This is a genomic window from Stenotrophomonas sp. (genome assembly GCF_050737575.1).
Classification (GTDB): Bacteria; Pseudomonadota; Gammaproteobacteria; order Xanthomonadales; family Xanthomonadaceae; genus Stenotrophomonas.
The window spans coordinates 118,458-137,080 of record NZ_JBOHXW010000006.1 but is presented as its reverse complement, the minus strand read 5'-3'; the positions used below and the strand labels follow the sequence as shown (position 1 = coordinate 137,080).

22 protein-coding genes are annotated in these 18,623 nt (G+C 58.0%); 18 read left to right on the top strand and 4 right to left on the bottom strand.

Features of this window, described 5'->3' with window-relative positions:
* The first annotated feature begins 746 nt into the window (after nt 1-746).
* The 7 genes from ACREP4_RS12910 (at nt 747) to ACREP4_RS12880 (ending at nt 5,546) form a co-directional block, all read left to right on the top strand.
* Nucleotides 747-1,094, top strand: a complete 348-nt coding sequence (locus ACREP4_RS12910; protein WP_431596597.1) for a hypothetical protein — start codon at nt 747-749, stop codon at nt 1,092-1,094.
* Between the two features lie 375 nt (nt 1,095-1,469).
* Nucleotides 1,470-1,883, top strand: coding sequence for a hypothetical protein (locus ACREP4_RS12905; RefSeq protein WP_431596596.1), 414 nt, complete (start codon nt 1,470-1,472; stop codon nt 1,881-1,883).
* 21 nt (nt 1,884-1,904) lie between these two features.
* Nucleotides 1,905-2,357 carry a hypothetical protein gene (locus ACREP4_RS12900; RefSeq protein WP_431596595.1) on the top strand — a complete coding sequence of 151 codons (453 nt, stop codon included), beginning with the start codon at nt 1,905-1,907 and terminating at the stop codon, nt 2,355-2,357.
* A gap of 447 nt (nt 2,358-2,804) precedes the next feature.
* Nucleotides 2,805-3,278 (top strand): hypothetical protein, encoded by a 474-nt coding sequence (locus tag ACREP4_RS12895; RefSeq protein ID WP_431596594.1) that lies wholly within the window; start codon nt 2,805-2,807, stop codon nt 3,276-3,278.
* Nucleotides 3,279-3,361: 83 nt separating this feature from the next.
* Entirely contained in the window at nt 3,362-4,021 is a 660-nt protein-coding gene (locus ACREP4_RS12890; RefSeq protein WP_431596593.1) for a hypothetical protein, read from the top strand.
* An 85-nt stretch (nt 4,022-4,106) separates the two neighbouring features.
* Nucleotides 4,107-4,544, top strand: a complete 438-nt coding sequence (locus ACREP4_RS12885) for a hypothetical protein (RefSeq protein WP_431596592.1) — start codon at nt 4,107-4,109, stop codon at nt 4,542-4,544.
* 552 nt (nt 4,545-5,096) lie between these two features.
* Nucleotides 5,097-5,546, top strand: a complete 450-nt coding sequence (locus ACREP4_RS12880) for a methyltransferase family protein (protein ID WP_431596591.1) — start codon at nt 5,097-5,099, stop codon at nt 5,544-5,546.
* A 58-nt stretch (nt 5,547-5,604) separates the two neighbouring features.
* Here ACREP4_RS12880 and ACREP4_RS12875 read toward each other — a convergent pair whose 3' ends face one another.
* Entirely contained in the window at nt 5,605-6,627 is a 1,023-nt protein-coding gene (locus ACREP4_RS12875) for a TraB/GumN family protein (RefSeq protein ID WP_431596590.1), read from the bottom strand.
* A 761-nt stretch (nt 6,628-7,388) separates the two neighbouring features.
* Here ACREP4_RS12875 and ACREP4_RS12870 point away from each other — a divergent pair.
* The 10 genes from ACREP4_RS12870 to ACREP4_RS12825 all read left to right on the top strand — a co-directional run bounded on the left by ACREP4_RS12870 (nt 7,389) and on the right by ACREP4_RS12825 (nt 14,347).
* Complete coding sequence (locus ACREP4_RS12870) at nt 7,389-7,766, top strand: hypothetical protein (RefSeq protein WP_431596589.1); 378 nt, start codon at nt 7,389-7,391, stop codon at nt 7,764-7,766.
* 78 nt (nt 7,767-7,844) lie between these two features.
* Complete coding sequence (locus ACREP4_RS12865; RefSeq protein ID WP_431596588.1) at nt 7,845-8,468, top strand: DUF998 domain-containing protein; 624 nt, start codon at nt 7,845-7,847, stop codon at nt 8,466-8,468.
* A gap of 68 nt (nt 8,469-8,536) precedes the next feature.
* A complete protein-coding gene (locus tag ACREP4_RS12860) occupies nt 8,537-8,866 on the top strand; it encodes a DUF4298 domain-containing protein (protein ID WP_431596587.1) in 330 nt (109 codons plus the stop codon).
* A gap of 112 nt (nt 8,867-8,978) precedes the next feature.
* Entirely contained in the window at nt 8,979-9,323 is a 345-nt protein-coding gene (locus ACREP4_RS12855; RefSeq protein ID WP_431596586.1) for a hypothetical protein, read from the top strand.
* A gap of 39 nt (nt 9,324-9,362) precedes the next feature.
* Nucleotides 9,363-9,743 (top strand): VOC family protein, encoded by a 381-nt coding sequence (locus ACREP4_RS12850; RefSeq protein WP_431596585.1) that lies wholly within the window; start codon nt 9,363-9,365, stop codon nt 9,741-9,743.
* Nucleotides 9,744-9,847: 104 nt separating this feature from the next.
* Nucleotides 9,848-10,444, top strand: a complete 597-nt coding sequence (locus tag ACREP4_RS12845) for a hypothetical protein (protein ID WP_431596584.1) — start codon at nt 9,848-9,850, stop codon at nt 10,442-10,444.
* 90 nt (nt 10,445-10,534) lie between these two features.
* Nucleotides 10,535-10,963: a VOC family protein gene (locus ACREP4_RS12840; RefSeq protein ID WP_431596583.1), complete on the top strand. Its 429-nt coding sequence runs from the start codon at nt 10,535-10,537 to the stop codon at nt 10,961-10,963.
* A gap of 450 nt (nt 10,964-11,413) precedes the next feature.
* Nucleotides 11,414-11,869 (top strand): hypothetical protein, encoded by a 456-nt coding sequence (locus ACREP4_RS12835; RefSeq protein ID WP_431596582.1) that lies wholly within the window; start codon nt 11,414-11,416, stop codon nt 11,867-11,869.
* 60 nt (nt 11,870-11,929) lie between these two features.
* Nucleotides 11,930-13,609 (top strand): electron transfer flavoprotein-ubiquinone oxidoreductase, encoded by a 1,680-nt coding sequence (locus ACREP4_RS12830; protein ID WP_431596581.1) that lies wholly within the window; start codon nt 11,930-11,932, stop codon nt 13,607-13,609.
* A gap of 342 nt (nt 13,610-13,951) precedes the next feature.
* Complete coding sequence (locus ACREP4_RS12825) at nt 13,952-14,347, top strand: c-type cytochrome (protein ID WP_431596580.1); 396 nt, start codon at nt 13,952-13,954, stop codon at nt 14,345-14,347.
* 7 nt (nt 14,348-14,354) lie between these two features.
* On the opposite strand, the gene ACREP4_RS12820 is transcribed toward ACREP4_RS12825, so the two are convergent.
* From ACREP4_RS12820 to ACREP4_RS12810, 3 genes are all read right to left on the bottom strand, one after another.
* Nucleotides 14,355-15,131 carry a glucose 1-dehydrogenase gene (locus ACREP4_RS12820; protein ID WP_431596579.1) on the bottom strand — a complete coding sequence of 259 codons (777 nt, stop codon included), beginning with the start codon at nt 15,129-15,131 and terminating at the stop codon, nt 14,355-14,357.
* A gap of 524 nt (nt 15,132-15,655) precedes the next feature.
* Nucleotides 15,656-16,444, bottom strand: coding sequence for a hypothetical protein (locus ACREP4_RS12815; protein WP_431596578.1), 789 nt, complete (start codon nt 16,442-16,444; stop codon nt 15,656-15,658).
* Nucleotides 16,390-16,995, bottom strand: coding sequence for a tetratricopeptide repeat protein (locus ACREP4_RS12810; RefSeq protein WP_431596577.1), 606 nt, complete (start codon nt 16,993-16,995; stop codon nt 16,390-16,392). The genes ACREP4_RS12815 and ACREP4_RS12810 overlap by 55 nt, the downstream gene beginning before the upstream one ends.
* 738 nt (nt 16,996-17,733) lie before the next feature.
* Here ACREP4_RS12810 and ACREP4_RS12805 point away from each other — a divergent pair.
* Complete coding sequence (locus tag ACREP4_RS12805) at nt 17,734-18,306, top strand: Ax21 family protein (protein WP_431596576.1); 573 nt, start codon at nt 17,734-17,736, stop codon at nt 18,304-18,306.
* The last annotated feature ends 317 nt before the right edge of the window (nt 18,307-18,623 follow it).

Here is an 18,623-nt window from a genome sequence, read left to right as displayed (position 1 = left end):
AATTCATTCAAGCCGAACCCGCTTCGCGGGTCGGCTTAACTCAGACGTTAGGCCGCGTTGGTAAAAGTGCGTTGGTGGTTCTGTCTTCGGGTGCAGCATTGGCCCTTTGGCGGTCGGCTCCGGGGAGCGGTTACAAGCGCTTCTGCTGTCGGTTGGTTCGCCGCTTTGCCTTTTGTTTCATTGCCACGTCGCACTCACTTCGTTTGGCTTCGGCGGCACCGCGCTTCACGGTTTACGGGGCAAGCCACGGATCTTGCGGGCTGTGGCAAGATCGGTCTGCGTTGGGTTGTACAAGGGGGTGGTTTGGTCGGCGGCTACACATCTCTGGCCAACGCTGCCTAACAATTCATTCAAGCCGACCGCTGCTTCGCAGCGTCGGCTTAATTCTGACGTTAGGCCGCGTTGGTAAAAGTGGGTTGGTGGTTCTGTCTTCAGGTGCAGCACTGGCCCTTTGGCAATCGGCTCCGGGGAGCGGTTACAAGCGCTTCTGCCGTCGGGTGGTTCGCCACTTCGCCTTATGTTTCATTGCCGCGTCGTGCTCACTTCGCTTGGCTTCGGCAGCACCGCGCTTCACGGTTTACGGGGCAAACCACGATCCTGCGGGCTGTGGCAAGATCGGCCTGCGTTGGGTTGTACAAGCGGGCGGTTTGGTCAACGGTTACACATCCCTGGCCAACGTTGCCTAACAATTCATTCAAGCCGATCGCTGCTTCGCAGCGTCGGCTTAATTCTGGCGTTAGGCTGTCATGACTGAAAAATCCACTGATGTTCTAGAGGTAGTAAGCGCATTTCTTGATCACCACGGGCGGACCATCCATGACGAAATACTGGCTGAGCTCGTTTCTAGCCATGGACTGAGCTTCGATGACGCAAACTACTTCATCGATTTACTTGAATCAAATGCCGTGCTGCTTCTTGGCTTTGATGTCTGGCGCTCCGAACGAGGTCTCTACACATACGGCTCCTGTTGGTCACCAGGCAATAGAGACTTCAGCGACTACAATTCTGCTCGAATCGCGTTGACTAAAAAATATCTTGGCAGCGGGGATTGCGTCGTGTTCACAGTCCGCCGCGCCGATGAGTCGCCTAACTAGCCCTTCGGCGCGGATTAACCCTTGTGCAAGGCCGCGATGGGCTGGGTTGGCTGGCCGGTATTTTTCCCACAGCAGCATCGGCAGTCACTGGTCGGTTCCAGCTAGCAGCTCCAACTATTCGTGGCACCGTCAAATTCACCGCTTCGCATTACGCTTCATTGCCCTGCCGCAATCATTCCATCGCACTTCGGCGGCGACGCTCGGCTAGGTTTGTTGAGCAAGCTCCATCCCGCAAGCTGTGGCATGATCGACTTGCGTTTGGCTGCATAAGCAAGGCGGCATTGGTCCAGGGGTCGGTAAGTGGCCACAGCCGCCTAACAATTCATTCAAGCCGAACCCGCTGCGCGGGTCGGCTTAATTCCAGAGTTAGGCGCAATGAAAGCACCCCCATTTCCCATTGCAGCACTCTCGCTCGTCCAGACCATCCTGGGGCTGGTTGTTGCTGGTGCTATGGCCTACTGGCTAGCCACTGAAGGCTTCGTTGGAATCGACGAGATACCGGCGTGGATCATGCCTGTCGCATTGCTAGCTGGCCTCGCATGCATCGCTTCTGCTGTTCAGCTCTGGCGCCTTCGCTGGTCTGGGCCCATCAGCTTTCTTGCCCTTTGGCTGCTTCCGTTCTTTGGCTCGCTGCCATTTGCAAGTCCAATGGAGATCATACGGGACGCTAGCTTTATTGAGGGCCGGCTTGCCTTCCTTCTCGTCTACGGCGTGATCGTTTTCGAGTTCCGCAGGCAATTCGCGCCTAACAATTCATTCAAGCCGAAACCGCTTCGCGGTTCGGCTTAATTCAGGCGTTAGCCGGCACTCATGAATCCGTCGCTTACCTTCGATCCATCCGATGGCTCTGCCTCTATCTCCGGCATACCCATTCGGTTGCGCGGCGGCCTGTCGCGTGAAGCAGTGCCGTCGGCACTGGTTTCTTTCTATCGCTCAACTCTGAATCATGGCAACGGGTACGAGTGGCTGTCATTTCATGGGGTCACGTTCGGCGGTCATCCGTGTGGATTTGCTCTGTGCTTTTTCCATGGATCAATGACCCAGCTTCACTTCAGTGTCATGCTTCCCAACACTGAAATTGAAAGTGGTTGGCCAACTAAGGGCGCCATCGATGACGAGATTGCGTTCGTCAGAAAGGAACTCAGCGCACAGCTACGCACCACAATTGCCGATCACGGGAGCACGTTCAGTTGGGGCGTAGCCTGGTCAACCTTTGACCCGAGGGGATTTCAGGCAAGCTCTGGCGTGCGCTATACCGGCTAACCCATCATTCCAGCGGCCTGTCTACCACGGCCGCTGAATTCAACCATGAGGCTGAAAAATGCAGATGTTCGAGTGGCGTAAAGAGCGTTGGTATCGGTGTTTAGTAGTTGTCGCTACGATCCTTGCGATAACTGTCTTAGCCTCTCATCCAGAGTTGCGGTTATTGCTACCGCTCGTTGATGCCCTTGGATTAGATCTCTTTATTCTCTTATTAGGCTCACAGATTTTCACGTTCGTGCAGCCGCTGGCTTCGTCGTTTTATCGAGCAATTCTCCAGCCAGCACTCCACAGAGCGTTCTCACTAGCCATGTTTCTACTAGGCGTATCAGGACCGTATCCAGAGGCACACGTAGTGATGCCAAGGCCACTTCGCAGATTTGCGGCCTAACTATTCATTCAAGCCGAAGTCGCTTCGCGGCGCGGCTTAATTCGGGCGTTAGGCAACAGATGAAGATCATCCCCAATCTGACACTCGCCCTACTTCTAGCCACTTCTAGCGTCGCCGCCTACGCTCACGAACAAGCGGACGAACTTTGCTCTGAGCTTGGGAGCTTCTTGACCTCGGTGAAGCCGGATGAAACACGCAGCCTCACGTTGCGCACTTTCTGGGGCGCCAGGGTAGAAGGGGACCACATCGTGATGGGCTCAAAAACCTGTGAACACCACAACTATGAGCCGGGCGAAAAGCTATGTGCCTACCTGATGGAGCACAGTTCCACGGAGTTCGCAGGTTTCAACGCCAAGCGCATTTTGAACTGCCTAGCCTTTGCTCCAGGAATAGGCCAAGACTTGGACATCCATAGCGGAACTTTCTCAGCTACATTCGGCTCACAAGATCGTGGCGCATTGGTAAGTCTCGATGTTTTACCGGACAAGGAGCCCGGAGAGATGGTCCTTCGTTTGCAGGCAGATGGCTACTAAGCCGCTGCCTAACAATTCATTCAAGCCGACGCCGCTTCGCGGCGCGGCTTAATTCCAGAGTTAGGCAACAAGGAAAGTTTCTCGTGAGCAAACTAGAAGAGCAGGTCAATGGCAAATTGTTACCAGGCATGCATCTACCACACCCGCTTCAAGCGCTGTTCAACTGGATTGAGGGGAACGGCCTTTATATCGACCGTCCAACCGGTGAACGCATAGGCTTCTTGTTCCCGGAAGCTGAGCTTCGTGACAGCTGGACGGAAACGGAGCGGAAAGGGGGAACCAACATCGAGTTCTTTGCCGAGGGCAACGCCAATCTCAAGTACTGGTTTGGCCATGAGCGTCCTGAGGTCTTGGACCGGCTTTGCGTTTTTGCCAAGACCGGAGCTGAAGGTTCAATGGCAGCACTCTGGCTTGCCCCGAACGGCGATCAAAAGTTCGTCCACCTTGGTTCTGGGTCTGGCTCTGTGATGACCTGCATTCTTGCGGACGACCCCGTCGATTTTGTTCGGCTGCTTGCCATTGGATACGACGAAATATGCTGGGGCAGCGACTTCGCTGCCCCTCCACCTTTGGATGGATCGTTTGTAGTTCATCCAAACATAGAGTATAGACAATGGGTTCAAGCAACTTTTCCGGGCGTCATTCCGCAAATCGGCTTGGAGATCGTGAAGCACCCTGACGACATGGGCGACGCGGGCTCAAAAGACCAGTTCAACCGATGGGTCGCGCAAAATGTTGCCTAACAATTCATTCAAGCCGACGCCGCTTCGCGGCGCGGCTTAATTCTGGCGTTAGGCGGCAAAGAAACATTATCGGAGATTGGTAGAAATGGCAGGAAACGCAGCAATATACATTGCCGACCCAGGAATGATCGGATCTAAAGTATTTAACAGTCTCACAAATGTTTCTTCTTACGAGAGCTTATCGGATGGTGAGACCGCTACTGGCGTGGTGTTTCATCTCCCTCCCGGGAGGGTAACGATCAACTTCATGCCCGGAGAGCAGATTCAGCGCCACCTTGAAGGACTCACCGGGTTCGCCCAGCAAACCATCACTGACAGAGACAAGATGCTCTATGCACTCTCCCGCATCTATCACGTCCAACTCGTTGGCGGCTGCGTCATTACGCCAGATTTTGACCAAGACGGTGTCATTGAGCGGTTTCTGCGCGATTTGGTGTCCCGATTGAATGGCTTGCTATTCATCCACGGCACTATTTTTGACTACGACGGCGAGCGATTGGACGGACTTCCAGTTGCCGCCTAACAATTCATTCAAGCCGACGCCGCTTCGCGGCGCGGCTTAATTCCAGAGTTAGGCCTTATGAGAGCGATTGCGATTACTGCCTGTGCGGCTCTACTCGTCGGCTGCAATCCTGACAGGGTGCATGTCGACGCTGAGACATCGGACTTTCTGTCCATGTTCAACTGCCCAGGTGCGTCCGGGACATACGCACCCGTAGCTATTCCCGAGCTTATCGCAAACCCTGCGCCCTTCGACGGCAAAGCTATCGAGATTTCTGGCTATCACATTAGCTTGTTTGAGCACTCAGCTATTTATCCAACTCGGCAAGAGCCTTTCTCGACTAATTCCTCTGATGGGATTTGGACATTAATTAGTACTAACCGTAATGTAAGTAGCGAGCGTCGAGTTACATTACGTGGTGTCTACACGACCAAGATGCGTGGTCATCTAGGGCAATGGCCAGGAAGTATCTGTGTGCACTCAGTGCTTCCAAGCAATGATACCTAACAATTCATTCAAGCCGAACCCGCTTCGCGGCTCGGCTTAATTCCAGAGTTAGGGCTCACAGTAGACATGTTCTCGATTTTGGAGACGAGGGTTCTACCACCAGTCCTGCTGCTGGCGCTGGCCGCAATCGTTTGGGCATCCCCAGGGTCAACCTATTCGCTTGTGCACATCGCGCTTGGCCTACCTCTCGTCATGCTGGGCCTTTCGCTCAACGCCTGGCCCAAGGCTCTATTCCGGCATGTCGGTACGAGCGTCAATCCTCTGCATCCGGAGCGGTCCTCAGTCTTGGTCACGCCGGGACTGTATCGTTATTCCCGCAATCCAATGTATCTAGGTTATGCCTTGGCCCTGTTGGGCTGGGCGATCTGCCAAGGACAACCTCTTGGCGTTGTGATGGTTGCCTTTTTCGTCGGCTACGTAACGGTCTTCCAGATCTTGCCAGAGGAACGCCATCTGTCGATCCGATTCCCAGCGGAGTACGCTGCGTACAAAAGGGCAGTGCGCCGTTGGGTCTGAGTCCTAACAATTCATTCAAGCCGGAGCCGCTTCGCGGCGGCATCTCTTAACTCAGGCGTTAAGCCTCGTCCGGCTCAACCACCACGTAGCCGAGAGCCTTCAATCGCCCAAGCAAGCCGTCCGCACCAACCATTTCGCTAATCGGCAACACTGCGAATGTAACCGCATTCCGCTGTAGCGCACGCTCCACAGCGACGAGCCAGACCAGGGAAGCCTGCTCAGCCAACCCCGGCTTCTTTTGGAAGCCCATAACCGCATCATAGGTGCGCCTGCATGCAGGTTGTATTTCGTTGTACTTCAACTGACGCAGCATGCCCAAGTCGCCGGTGGCCCAAGCATTCGCGCCACGTTTCATTACATCCAAGTCGGCCTCAAGTGTGTCAACTGTTCTAGTAAAGCATTCCTGATCGTTGATTCGCGACTCTGTCAAGGCAGCTATTCCTGCCCTATAGGCTTTCCTATCAATGTCCAAAGGGTACTGGATCCGAGTTTGGGTAATTGAGATATCGTTGGCTTCGGCAATTTCAACAACCCTGTTCCAAACAATGCTTTCCTGAGTCATGCCCGCTGCGGAAATCGCACTGAAGTACAAATCCTGCGAGGCAAACATCGGGCGTGAGCGCTCAGCCTTATGGTTGTCATCCATGTACTTCGTCTTCATCGCGGCCCACCGCGCATAGACAGGCTCGGGCAGCACGTCCTTCAGCTCACCTCCGTTGGCAATCTTCGTGGCGGCGATTGCGGAGCGGGCCAACAGCGCCATTTTGAATACATCTGCAGCACCAATGTCAGCTTCGGCCCCAGCAGGCGCGATAATTTCATCGGCTTGGGAAATGATTTCCGCGACTTCAGCTGTGTCCCATATCATGTCTTTCGGGAGCGGACTAACTGTGCCTAGCAACCACAAGGCCCTATCGCCATCAGTTACTTTCCAAAGACCCGGCCCGGGCAGCGTGCCAGTTACAACCACCGTATCCAGGGTCCTTGGCTCCGATTGAGGTGAATTCTGAGCACCAGCGATAGCTGAAGCGGTTACCCCTAAAGCAGCGAACAGCGAAATAGTTGCGGCAGACTTCAGCATGTCAAGTTCCATTCAGTGGTGGGTGCGTGTATGCGCATACCAGCCATCCCGCCTCACAAGCAGCCGCAAGGCTCACAACTGAGATCGCTAGTACATCAAAGTAAGGAAGACGCGGTTAAGTAATTGTTTTGGCCGCAGGCATGCGCAACATGCCCTGCCTATCAGTTCATTCAAGCCGACGTTGCTTCCGCAATGCGGCTTAACTCAGGCGTTAGGTGCAATGGATAGTTCTCATACGTTCCCAACAAAGAATATGGCTGTCTTGTGCAGCTTGGCGCTACTCCCGGATGGCTCATTGAGAGTGATGCTCGATGACGCTCGTAAGGGCCAAGAACCGGGCGCTTGGGCATACGAAAGCTTGGTTACCTTCAAGGACTATTCACCTGGCACCCTTGAGGACTTGGCTGCACTCCCAGAGGAAGAGCTGGCAAACTTCGGTCATTACGTGCTGGCCCGTCTGCTCGCTAGCAATGGGCTAAGCACCTAACAATTCATTCAAGGCGAAGCCACTTCGCTGCTCGGCTTAGTTCCGGCGTTTGGCCGTGGTGGAGCAAAGCTTCTAGGTGGTTGTCGCTTCGGTAGGCTTCCGGTATCGCCTGGTCACGGCTTCGGCAAATACTTCGCATCACGGTTCAACGGGCGCGCCCAATCCCGCAGTCTGTGGCAAGCTCGGCAAAGGCGGCAGTGCTGGGGAGCACGGTTGCAGTACCAAACCGTTCTGGCCACTCACTGCCTAACAACTCTTTCAAGCGTCAGCTGCCATGAGCGAAATTGACGAGCCAATTTACGCCGCACCCAAAACCCATGTTCCTGCTCGGACAGTTCGCCGCCCCATTCTGCGATTCTGGCCTACCTGTCTCATCTGCAGCGTCCTTGTTCCAGCTGCAGGCATTGTTCTCATTAGTCATGAGATACCCGCGCTCGGCATGACGTTCTTTCTGTTGGCTTGCTGGTTGATACCCGTCGGTTGGATTGTTTTTCCGGAACTCCGGCATGGCGGCCTCAGCAATCTTTCCTGCGGCCGCGCACTGGCTATCTCTGCGGGATTCTTTGCGGCGACCACCGCTATTGCCTTTGCTCTGATGGTGATTGCCAGCCTTGCCTACTGGCTAGTTGAGGTTTCACGATATGGCACCTGACCACTCAATCAGACCGAACCGGCATCACGGCACGGCCTGGTTCATGCGTTGAACCCTACGGAGAAGTTGTCACAGCCCATGGATAGAATCACGCTGACTCGCACGTTGCTCATCGCGTCCATCTTGTATGTGGTCGCCTTCTATTTTGTCGGGAGCGCGTTGAAGCCTGGCTACTCGCAGCTTTCCAATTTCGTGAGTGAGTACAACGCAACCGGCACTGCCTGGGCTGGGACACTCACCTACGGTGGCTTTCTTGCCACTGCCGTTCTTCTTTCAGCATTCCTGATCTGTGCCCGGCCACTTGCGCATGTTTCTGGCGGCAGCCGACTGGGGTTCTGGCTCTTGTGGTCGCTTCCTGCGTCATTTCTCCTCGGTGCGCTCGCCCCGTGCGACGCTGGCTGCCCCTTTGAAGGCTCCACCAGCCAACTGCTGCACAATCTGTTCGCCATTCTCGCGTACGTCGGTATGGGGGCCAGTATTTTCTTGATGTCTTTTGCGCCCAATTTCAAACCATTTCCCTGGCGGCGCACCTTCCTGCTGCTGACAGGCATCGCCTTCCCTGTGATGTTCGTACTGATGGTTCAACCGGACGTGTCGCCTTGGCGGGGGTTGCTGCAGCGGCTATTGGATATCGCCATGGCGCTTTCACTGCTACTTTCCTTCAATCCACTGTTCGGCCAGCGTCGCAAAAGCGACACCTGACCGTTGGCGCAAGCCGAAGCCGCCTCAATGTTCGGCATGATTCCAACTTTCGTTTGCACGGAGGCCGCATGGCGCTTCAAAAAAATGATCTTCAGCTGTTGATAGAGATGCAGGCCTTGTGTGACAAAGTCTTGGATCAGACTGAAGCGCTTGCGCCAATGCTGGAGACGGTCGACACGCTCAACCACGATATCAAGCGACTCGAAGCGTTCTACGACAAAGACTGGCTGCGACTTCATGACGACAAGCAACTAACGGACTCAGACCATGAAGCACTTCGGCCCCATATCAAGGACGGCCGCTATTCCATCCTGGCGCAGGACACGATCTGGGATGCGTTTGTTACGGCGCGCGAGATTCAACTTTCATTGACAAAGCTTCTGGTCAAGCACCTGTAGGATCGGCGCGTGGCACAGGTCTTCATGCGCAATGCCGGCAAGGGCGCCACATACGTCTGGCACTCGCACGCACTGAACGGGTTACTCCCTTTTTCCGGGTGCAACATCATTCATGGACAGCACCACACTGGAAGCACTCATGGTCATCGGCGCGTCGATCATCGCGTTGATGTCCCCGTTTGAGGCGCAGACGTTACGCAGCAGATCACGGCAACACGGGCGCACGCTGGGCTGGTTGCGAGCGTTGTGGTTTGGCTTGTGTACGACCACTGCGGGCGTGCTGACGTTTCTGGTTGTCAGCATCGGCATCTGGTTTGGAGTTCCGTATCTGTTTGGCAGTCTCTGGCTCCCGTTACTGACGGCAGTTCCGGGATTGATTCTTGGCTTTCTTGCTGCCCGTCGCGTGAACAAGGCGTTGATCCAACGACTGCTTGGCGCGGCGTGGACCGGCGTATGAAATGCGAGTACAACTCACCGCGACGCTTGGAGAACTTCAATGAAACGTGTAACCGGCATCGGTGGAATTTTCTTCAAATCGGCTGATCCAAAAACGCTGGGGGCGTGGTATCGGGATCATCTTGGGCTGGAGGTTTCCGACTGGGGCGGCGCGGTGTTCCAGTGGGGCGGTACTGACAGCCCAGCCGGGATGACCATCTGGAGTCCGTTCGCGCAGGACACCGATTACATGCAGCCGAGTACGGCACCTTTCATGATCAACTTCCGGGTGGATGACCTTGATGCACTGCTTGCGGCGCTACGCAGCGAAGGCTGCAATGTGCTCGACAAGACCGAGACCTCGGAGCAAGGGAAGTTCGGCTGGGTGCTTGACCCGGAAGGCAACAAGGTGGAGTTGTGGGAGCCGCCAGTGGATGCGTGATTCTGCGATTACGGACCAAACACGCAAGCCGATGCATGGCATGAATTGATTCGCTCCCTACCGCCACTGACATCCCAATCTGGTCCTGAGATGAAGACGTAGTGATGCCCATTGATAAGCGCAAACTCCGGGATCGCGCTACACGTGCTGCGCGTGCACTCAAGAGAGAGAAATCCACCTTTGGCTACATCGACGACGGCAGCGGAAAGCGCTATCGCATCGGCGTCTACTTCCTGATGGCCGGTGAGCTGCAGAAGTCGGCCGACGCGTTCGATGCGTTCCATGACGAATTTCCCGATGACACCGGCGAGCCTGTTTTCCACTTGTACAGCGCACTGGCCGCCTACCGATGCGAAGAGCTCAACAAGGCCAGCGACCGGCTGCTGGCAACCCAGTTGAGCAACCCATTTCTCCTGCCGCACCTGACCGGCCGAACGATCGATGTCGGCGATGTCTGGCTTCCGAGCAACTGGCACCAGGAAGACTATCTCCAGGCCATCGCCGAATTTCTGGATGAACCCACTGAAGCGGAGCGGCATTGGATCAGCGAGGCGATGGACATGCCGCCGTTCACGGCCCTGCGCGATGGCTTTATCTCCACATACTCCGCGCTCAAGAACGAGCATGATCTCAACAAACGGCACGCCATTCTTGAACAGTGGCGTTGCCTGAAAGCAAGGCATCTTTCGTCGGAAGTCTGACGATTGAGGCGTGCCGGCGCATCCGCGGCACGCGTGCCGAATCCATGATCACCGGCTGAAAAGACACCACCAACCTACAGGGAAACGGAGATGACGCAGCCCTTTGCCGTGCAGCGTATCGACCATATCGTGTTCCGCGTGCGCGACCTGGAAACCAGCATTGATTTCTATCACGCCGTGCTTGGATGCGAGATCGTACGAAGGCGTGACCCTCTTGGCTTGGTGCATCTGCGCGCCGGAGCTTCCATGATCGACCTGATCAGCGTGGGCGGCCCATTGGGCGCGCGCGGTGGTGCGGCCGCTGCAGCGGAAGGCCGGAATGCCGATCACCTTTGTCTGCGCGTTGAGCCCTTCGATGAGGCAGCCATCGCAGCGCATCTGCGTGCATTTGGCATCACGCCAACAGTGGCCGCGATCAACTTCGGCGCGGAAGGTGACGGGTTGTCGCTTTACTTCGCCGACCCGGATGGCAACGCGATTGAATTGAAAGGCCCGTCGCACGCGATGCCCGTTGATTGAGCTGGTCTGGTGTGGCGCCCATTCCGGTAGGTGGGGTGGTGCATTGAGGGGCTTGGGGCGTTGATGTTGGAGCGGGAGTAGAAGCAGAAGCTTCCCCCCTCTCCCCAACCCCTCTCCCGCGTGGGGAGAGGGGCTTAAGCAGGCGCAGGAGCAACACGGCAACGGCTGTCCTCTCCCCAACCTCTCTCCCGCAAGCGGGCGAGGGGCTTGAGCAGGAGCAACAGCAGGAGCCACAGCGAACTTGGTTGGAATGCCGGAGGTGGGTGCCGCCCTTGTCGTCGGTCCAGACCATTTCGCGGGCGCGGGCAGGTCATTGAAGGCTTCGGTGAGGGGTTTCACTGGTGCCCAGCAGACATCGATGTCATGCAGGAACAAGGTCCACTCCACCAATGACGCATTCACCACGGCGGCCTGGCCGAAGCGCGCGAAGCGGACTACATCCAGCGCACTTTGCAGGCATTGGCCCCGTATGCCGATGGCCCGATCACGGGCTGGTTGTCGCCGGCCCGGTCGCAGTCGCACAACACCCCGGAACTGTTGCAGCAGGCCGGTTTGCAGTGGTTTGGCGACTGGGTCAACGACGAGTTGCCCTACCCGTTCCAGACCGCCAATGGCCCGCTCACCGCACTGCCGCTGTCACTGGAATTGGAAGATCGCTTCGTGGTCGGCGAAAATCTGCACGCCGAGGCCGAGTATGCGGACCAGATGGTCGATGCCTGCGATTTCCTGCTTGAGGAAGCGCAGCACACCGGACAGGGACGCCTGCTCGCGCTCAACATCCACCCGTGGGTGATGGGCCAGCCGCACCGCATCAAGCACCTGGAACGCGTGTTCGCCCACTTGGCCGACCGCGCTGGGCTGATCTGGAACGCTGCACCTTCGGAGATCATCGCCGCCTCACGTTGAGGCGGCGGTTCCAGGCAACCGTCGTCGCCAACGCGCCGGCCTTTACCCAAGAGCCCTTGCATGAACACTGAAGCCACCTCCGCACTGCCGCCGCGCGAAGCGATGGAGTTTGACGTCGTCATCGTTGGTGCCGGCCCCGCCGGTCTGGCCACCGCCATCCGTCTGCGCCAGCTGGCCGTGGAGAAGGGACAGGACCTGTCGGTCTGCGTGTTGGAAAAAGGCTCCGAGCCGGGCGCGCACATCCTCTCCGGTGCGGTGATGGACCCGCGCGCGCTCACCGAGCTGTTCCCGGATTGGGCCGAGCGTGGTGCGCCGCTGAAGCAGGCCGTCACCCGCGACGAATTCCTGTTCCTCAACGAGACCGGCGCCAAGACTACGCCCAACGCGCTGCTGCCCAAGTGCTTCCACAACGAAGGCAGCTACATCGTCTCGCTGGGTGAAGTGAGCCGCTGGCTCGCACAGCAGGCCGAGGCGCTGGAAGTGTCCATCTTCCCGGGCTTCGCTGCGGCCGAAGTGCTGTATGACGACACCGGCGCGGTGATGGGCGTGGCCACTGGCGACATGGGCATCCACAAGGACGGCACGCCCGGCCCGAACTACGAGCGCGGCATGGAACTGCATGCCAAGTACACCGTGTTCGCCGAAGGCTCGCGCGGCCATCTCGGCCGCCAGCTGATCAGCAAGTTCCAGCTCGACGCCGGCAAGGATCCGCAGGCCTACGGCATCGGCATCAAGGAGCTGTGGCAGATCGACCCGGCCAAGCATGAGCCGGGCCTGGTGGTGCACGCCGCTGGCTGGCCGCTGGACAACGACACCTACGGCGGCGCGTTCCTGTATCACGCAGACGGCGGCAAGGTGTCGATCGGTTATGTGGTCGGGCTGGACTACAAGAATCCGTGGCTGAGCCCGTTCGAGGAATTCCAGCGCTTCAAGACGCATCCGGCCATCCGCAAGCACCTGGAAGGCGGCAAGCGCATCGCCTACGGCGCACGCGCGATCACCGCTGGCGGCATTCTGTCGCTGCCCAAGACGGTGTTCCCGGGCGGCGCGCTGGTCGGCTGCGAAGCCGGCTACCTCAACGTCAGCCGCATCAAGGGCAGCCACGCCGCGATCAAGACCGGCATGCTCGCCGCCGACGCCGCGTTCGATGCGCTGGTGGCCGGCCGTTCGCGCGATGAACTGAGCGCGTATCCGCAGGCGTTCGAGAACAGCTGGCTGAAGGCCGAGCTGATGCAGGCCAAGAATTTCAAACAGTGGTTCAAGAAGGGCCGCACCGTGGCCACGTTGATGACCGGTATCGAACAGCTGGTGCTGCCGATGCTGGGCTTCCGCACCGCGCCGTGGACGCTGCACCGCACCCAGGCCGACCACGAGTGCCTGCAGCCGGCCGCCACGCAGCCGAAGATCGTCTACCCCAAGCCGGACAACGTGCTGACCTTCGACCGTTTGAGCTCGGTGTTCCTGTCTTCGACCAACCATGAAGAAGACCAGCCCAGCCATCTGACGCTGAAGGACGCGAGCATCCCGGTGAGCGTGAACCTGGCTACCTACGGCGGCCCGGAAGCGCGTTACTGCCCGGCGGGCGTGTACGAATTCGTCGGCGAAGGCAGCGACACGCGTCTGCAGATCAACGCGCAGAACTGCGTGCACTGCAAGACCTGCGACATCAAGGACCCGACCCAGAACATCGTGTGGGTGACCCCACAAGGTGGCGGCGGACCGAATTACCCGGCGATGTGAGTTTTCCCGCTGTCTTGTTCCGCATGACGGACAAGACAGCGGTGAACCTGGACACCGCAATCCGCCATGGATGCGCGTGTTGCCTGGGATTTGATGACCAAGCAAAAGCGTTGTATGCGTGCTCTTGAATGCGGCCTCCCCCTGCCCGCGCCCTGCGCTGGCGCAAGTGCGTTCGATGGGCAACGAACCAATGGTTCGTAAGCTACCCCTCTCACCCCGCAAGCGGGAGAGGGGATGACTTCCGCAGGTCCCTTTCTGACTCAACCTTTTGCTTTCCAATCCCGACACCGGCCATCATTGCCGGAGCCACACACCCGCGCCCGCCGTCGCAATGAGAAAGCAATGCTCCGCCTGCCACTGATCGCTCTTGCCAGCCTCGTACTCAGCGCCTGCGGTCAGCGTGATGCCTTCAACCACTCGGCCAGTGCCGATCCGCACCAGCGCGAACTGGAACGCGCCTTCGCCATCTGCGCCGGTTGCCATGACACCCGCGCCGATCTTGGCCACCGCGTCGGCCCGAACCTGCACGGTGTGATCGGCCGCAAGGCGGGCACTGCGCCCGGCTATCACTACTCCGCGGCGATGAAAGCCAGTGGCATCACCTGGGATGCACAGACCCTCGATGCCTTTCTCAAATCGCCGACCAAGCAAGTGCCCGGCAGCAAGATGATCAATGCCACCGCCGACCCGGCACGGCGTCAGGCGGTGATCGAATACCTGTCCACGCTGCCCGAGTAAGCCGGCGTCAATCCAGCGTCTGCACACCGCCACCGTTGACGAACAAGGTCTGCCCGCTGACCCAGCTGGAAATCGGCGCGGCGAAATACAGCACTGCGCCGGCGATATCATCGGCCTCGCCCAGCCGCTTGATCGGTGTGTGCGACAACATCCGTTCTTCAATTTCCGGCGTCAGCACCGACGCCAGCGCCGCAGTGCGCACCGCCCCCGGGCCGACGGCATTGATGCGGATGTTGTCCGGGCCGTAGTCATGCGCCAGATTGGCGGTCATGTGATTGATCGCCGCCTTGGATGCGGCATAGGCGCTGATTGCCGGGCTCTTGTTGATGGAACTCATCGACGACATGTTGATGATCGAGCCGTAACCCGCCTTGGCCATATGCGGCGCGCATAACTGCGACAAACGCCATGCGCTGAACACGTTGATCTTGAACGGCCACTCGAACTGCTCCAGCGTGATCTGGAACGGACTTTCGCGCCCGCCACCACCGCCACCGGCGTTGTTGACCAGAATGTGGATACCGCCCAATTCGGCAGCAGTACGCTCCACCAACTGCACCAGCGCTTCATCCTTGAGCACATTGCACTCCAGCCCCAATGCACGGCCGCCGTGTGCGGTGATCTCCTCGGCCACCCGCTGCGCATCGGCCAGCTTCAAGTCCGCAATCACCACCGCTGCACCGTAAGCAGCCAGCATCAACGCACTGGCGCGACCGATACCATTGCCGCCACCGGTGACGATGGCCACCTTGCCAGTGAGATCAAATTGCGACGGAAGATTCATGGGCAGCGTGCTCCTGATTGATTTATGCAACACGGTTGGTGGTTCGTACGAGGCAGCCCCACAACAGCCGGCGACCGAGCTTCCAATAGTGCCCAACACGGTGGAAATTCAAGGTGAAAGGCGGTGACCGGTAAGCACTACATCCGGCACGTCACAGCCGCTATAGAAACGTCCCAAACCATCCTCGGCAACCTGTAATTTTCCGTAGCCCGGGTAAGCATTACGTACCCGGGAAAACGTTCGATTCACAGGCATGCATGGAATAAGGTCACCGCTGTCGGCAGGCGACGCAGCCTGCGCGGCCCGGCCGGCGAACAGGTGGGATTGTTGGGTTGAGCGCATCAAACTTCCGCATCGGCCTGCACTCGACCAGACCAGCTCCGTTCTCCCTAAAGCGCCTTCGCTCTTGCTAACAGTGAGCGATATCGGCGTCAGCGCATGAAGAAACGTCTTGCGCCCCAGTGCTACCAGCCACTGGGACGCACTTTGTTGCAGGCATTATTCCGCGACGGCGCCACGACGCGTCAGATCGATCTCCGTCCGCCCTTTGCCTGTTCGTGCATGGCACGCAGCAACTGCTCGAGCTGCGAAGCAAATTTGTCGGGCTGGTAGAGAACCGAAGTGCTCAGTTGCTCACCAAGCTTGCGGCGGATTGCTTCCCGCTTCGAGGCATTCCTGGCCAGTTCGATGACTAGGGACACGTAGTCAGGTCGAGACGAGGTGCAGAGTTCATCCATCCCCAATGTGTGTAACAAACTACCCGCCATGCGACTGACGAAGGTTTCGCCCATGCAGGTAACCAGAGGAACACCTGCGCGCAATACATCACTCGCGGTTGCGCCTGAGTTGTAGGGGAAGGTGTCCAGCGCAATATCGGTAAGCGCAATACGGGCACGGTGATCGGCGAGTGATTGGCGTTTGGCGTTTGGCGTTTGGCGTTTGGCGTGATGTAGTCGGCCAGCCGCGCCTCCCCCCAAGGTGCCAATGTAGCCAATCCAAGAGGCTATGACGGGTGTTGGTCGCAGCGCGCAAATGCCAAGACGGGCATGCGCTGTGTAACCGGTGAGATCAATCAGGATATCGATCTGGTCATCGCGGATCCGCTGCGCGGCCTCCACGTCGTCCATTCGGCTGATGCCGGTGAAGTGATCGGCGGCTTCAATCAGTCTGCGTCGTTCTTCATCGTCGATTTCCGGGCCATAAGCATAGAGATGCGCTTCAAACTGCTTGCGGTCATGGGCAGCAATGACCTGAGTGATCAGATGCGCGACCGGATGGTTACGGAAATCAGCTGACAGATAGCCGATACGCAAACGTCCATCCTGCGCATGGGCAATCGACGACACCAGCGGAGCTGTCGCAAGAGCGGATGCCCAACGATTTCGACATTGCCCGGTTGAAGTTCCAGTGCCTTCTGCAAGCAGCCAAGGGCTTCCGCTTCCTCTCCCGTTTTTTCAAGAATGCCTGCGAGATTCAGACATGGCTGGAGGTAGCTTGGATCGCAGGCAATGGCCGAACGAAAATTTTCCGCCGCTGCGGTCTTGTCTCCATCGACTGCGTCGAGTGCATGGCCGAGATTGTTGTAAGCGTTGGCATACGTTCGATCCGCCTTGATCGCCTGGCGATAGCATTCCATCGCTCCCGCTTGCCGATCTGGCTTGTTGAGATAGCAAATTACGCCCGCGCAGACCACGCCGCCCGGATGCTCCGGCGATAGTTTCAGTAGCTTGCTGTGGCAAAGCTCCAGCGCCTGGCTCAGCTGATTCCGTTGGTAGAGGGCAAGCTCTTGTGCGTACGTTGCCTCGACAATGCCTGTTGGGCGATTGGTCGATCGCTGGGGGATTCGTCTGTGTGAGCGACTCATTCGGCTATCCGCATTGATGGGTTTTCGTCCTGCCAAGCGGACAGATATGCGTGCCCCAGCAAACCGGACCATGCGGACTTCGAAAGCAGCCTGAGTGCTTGGACGCAGGTAGATTGACCACTACCCAGTCCATTTGCAGCGCGAAGATTGTCGGGAGAACGCTCTAGCTCGCGGGTCTTTTCTGTAGGACAAGGCTTATTTCCTTTGAAATGCGGCCTGGCTCTGGTTTACAGCTGCCGCACCTCGACTAGCAGACGTAGGAGGTCCGTTCGGAGCGTCGTTTCCTGCCGTCCATTCACGGCCGGGTAGTCGGCATCGATATCGGCTTGCGTCTACATCTGGTGGCGGTGCTCTCCGACCTCACGGAAGCGCCTGCGGATACCTTCAAGGCCTCTGCTTCCGATCTGGAGCGCATGGCCGCTTGGCGGGTCGCCTCCATCGCCCATGGTGGTGATGGAGTCTGTCCGCCCCCAACGTCTGGCCTTTGCTCGCAACTCAACGGCAGGTGGAGCGCGGCGCGGTGCCGGCCTGCCACAACCATGGCTGCCTTGATGCTGGATCCTCAGTTGCGCTGGCATATCCACTGCTAAATAAGTTCCCCGTGGGCATGCTTAATTTATGTACTGGTCAGTTTGATATTCAGGGTTGATTCCGTTGGCTAACGGATAATTCACACCTGTCAGCTGCAAACGTTTCCACGCAGCGTCGACCAAACCAATAAAAAAGGTAATCCCGAATATGAAGACTTCCCTGATCGCTCTGGGCCTGCTGGCCGCTCTGCCGTTCGCTGCCTCGGCTGCCGATGGCTTGTCTTACAACTATGTGGAAGGTGGTTACGTCAACACCGACGCCAAGGGTGGCGATGCGGATGGTTGGGCAGTGAAGGGCTCGGTTGCTGTGCACCCGAACTTCAGCATCTTCGGTGAATACAACGCCCAGGAAACCGACAAGGGCAACGTTGACGTCGACCAGTGGCGTCTGGGCGTGGGCTACAACTACACCGTGGCCCCCAACACCGACCTGCTGGCCCGCGCCGCGTACCAGAAGTTCGATCTGCAGCACGGCCCGAAGTTCAACGGTTACAGCGCCGAAGTGGGTGCCCGCACCGCCTTCACCCCGAACTTTGAAGCCTACGTCCTGGCCGGTTACGAGGACTACAGCAAGAAGAACGGCTACAACCCGGACGGCGAGTTCTACGGCCGCGTCGGTGCCACCGGCAAGTTCAACGCGAACTGGGGCCTGACCGGCGAAGTGAAGCTGGCCAAGGCTGGCGACCGTGAGTGGTTCGTCGGTCCGCGCTTCACCTGGTAAGCGGTTAGCAGTACAGAGCAGCAAAGGCGCGTGATCTCTCTCCCACGCGCCCCGGAAGCCCGGTCTCCCCCAGACCGGGCTTCTTTATTGCCTGGGATTTATTGGCTGGAAGCGTTACCCCCAGCCCTCCCCTCCGCCTTCGGCGCAAGGCCGGGGGCGGTTCGCGCAGGTCTGGCAGTTCGCAGCGCCGCCGCTTTCACCCTCTCCCTTTGGCCGTAGGCCAAGGGGAGGGCTGGGAGGTAGCTTTCCGCTTTTCGCCAAACAAACCCACAAAAAAGCCCGGCATCGCCGGGCTTTTTCTTGAAACGTCGTCAATC

Excerpts from the sequence above, each read along its gene's own strand:
- ACREP4_RS12845 (WP_431596584.1), top strand. The coding sequence starts at position 9,848 with ATGCCCATTGATAAGCGCAAACTCCGGGATCGCGCTACACGTGCTGCG.
- ACREP4_RS12820 (WP_431596579.1), bottom strand. The coding sequence starts at position 15,131 with ATGAATCTTCCGTCGCAATTTGATCTCACTGGCAAGGTGGCCATCGTC.
- ACREP4_RS12805 (WP_431596576.1), top strand. The coding sequence starts at position 17,734 with ATGAAGACTTCCCTGATCGCTCTGGGCCTGCTGGCCGCTCTGCCGTTC.
- ACREP4_RS12880 (WP_431596591.1), top strand. The coding sequence starts at position 5,097 with ATGTTCTCGATTTTGGAGACGAGGGTTCTACCACCAGTCCTGCTGCTG.
- ACREP4_RS12895 (WP_431596594.1), top strand. The coding sequence starts at position 2,805 with ATGAAGATCATCCCCAATCTGACACTCGCCCTACTTCTAGCCACTTCT.
- ACREP4_RS12840 (WP_431596583.1), top strand. The coding sequence starts at position 10,535 with ATGACGCAGCCCTTTGCCGTGCAGCGTATCGACCATATCGTGTTCCGC.
- ACREP4_RS12850 (WP_431596585.1), top strand. The coding sequence starts at position 9,363 with ATGAAACGTGTAACCGGCATCGGTGGAATTTTCTTCAAATCGGCTGAT.
- ACREP4_RS12900 (WP_431596595.1), top strand. The coding sequence starts at position 1,905 with ATGAATCCGTCGCTTACCTTCGATCCATCCGATGGCTCTGCCTCTATC.
- ACREP4_RS12825 (WP_431596580.1), top strand. The coding sequence starts at position 13,952 with ATGCTCCGCCTGCCACTGATCGCTCTTGCCAGCCTCGTACTCAGCGCC.
- ACREP4_RS12830 (WP_431596581.1), top strand. The coding sequence starts at position 11,930 with ATGAACACTGAAGCCACCTCCGCACTGCCGCCGCGCGAAGCGATGGAG.
- ACREP4_RS12855 (WP_431596586.1), top strand. The coding sequence starts at position 8,979 with ATGGACAGCACCACACTGGAAGCACTCATGGTCATCGGCGCGTCGATC.
- ACREP4_RS12860 (WP_431596587.1), top strand. The coding sequence starts at position 8,537 with ATGGCGCTTCAAAAAAATGATCTTCAGCTGTTGATAGAGATGCAGGCC.
- ACREP4_RS12870 (WP_431596589.1), top strand. The coding sequence starts at position 7,389 with ATGAGCGAAATTGACGAGCCAATTTACGCCGCACCCAAAACCCATGTT.
- ACREP4_RS12875 (WP_431596590.1), bottom strand. The coding sequence starts at position 6,627 with ATGCTGAAGTCTGCCGCAACTATTTCGCTGTTCGCTGCTTTAGGGGTA.
- ACREP4_RS12885 (WP_431596592.1), top strand. The coding sequence starts at position 4,107 with ATGGCAGGAAACGCAGCAATATACATTGCCGACCCAGGAATGATCGGA.
- ACREP4_RS12905 (WP_431596596.1), top strand. The coding sequence starts at position 1,470 with ATGAAAGCACCCCCATTTCCCATTGCAGCACTCTCGCTCGTCCAGACC.
- ACREP4_RS12810 (WP_431596577.1), bottom strand. The coding sequence starts at position 16,995 with ATGAGTCGCTCACACAGACGAATCCCCCAGCGATCGACCAATCGCCCA.
- ACREP4_RS12865 (WP_431596588.1), top strand. The coding sequence starts at position 7,845 with ATGGATAGAATCACGCTGACTCGCACGTTGCTCATCGCGTCCATCTTG.
- ACREP4_RS12910 (WP_431596597.1), top strand. The coding sequence starts at position 747 with ATGACTGAAAAATCCACTGATGTTCTAGAGGTAGTAAGCGCATTTCTT.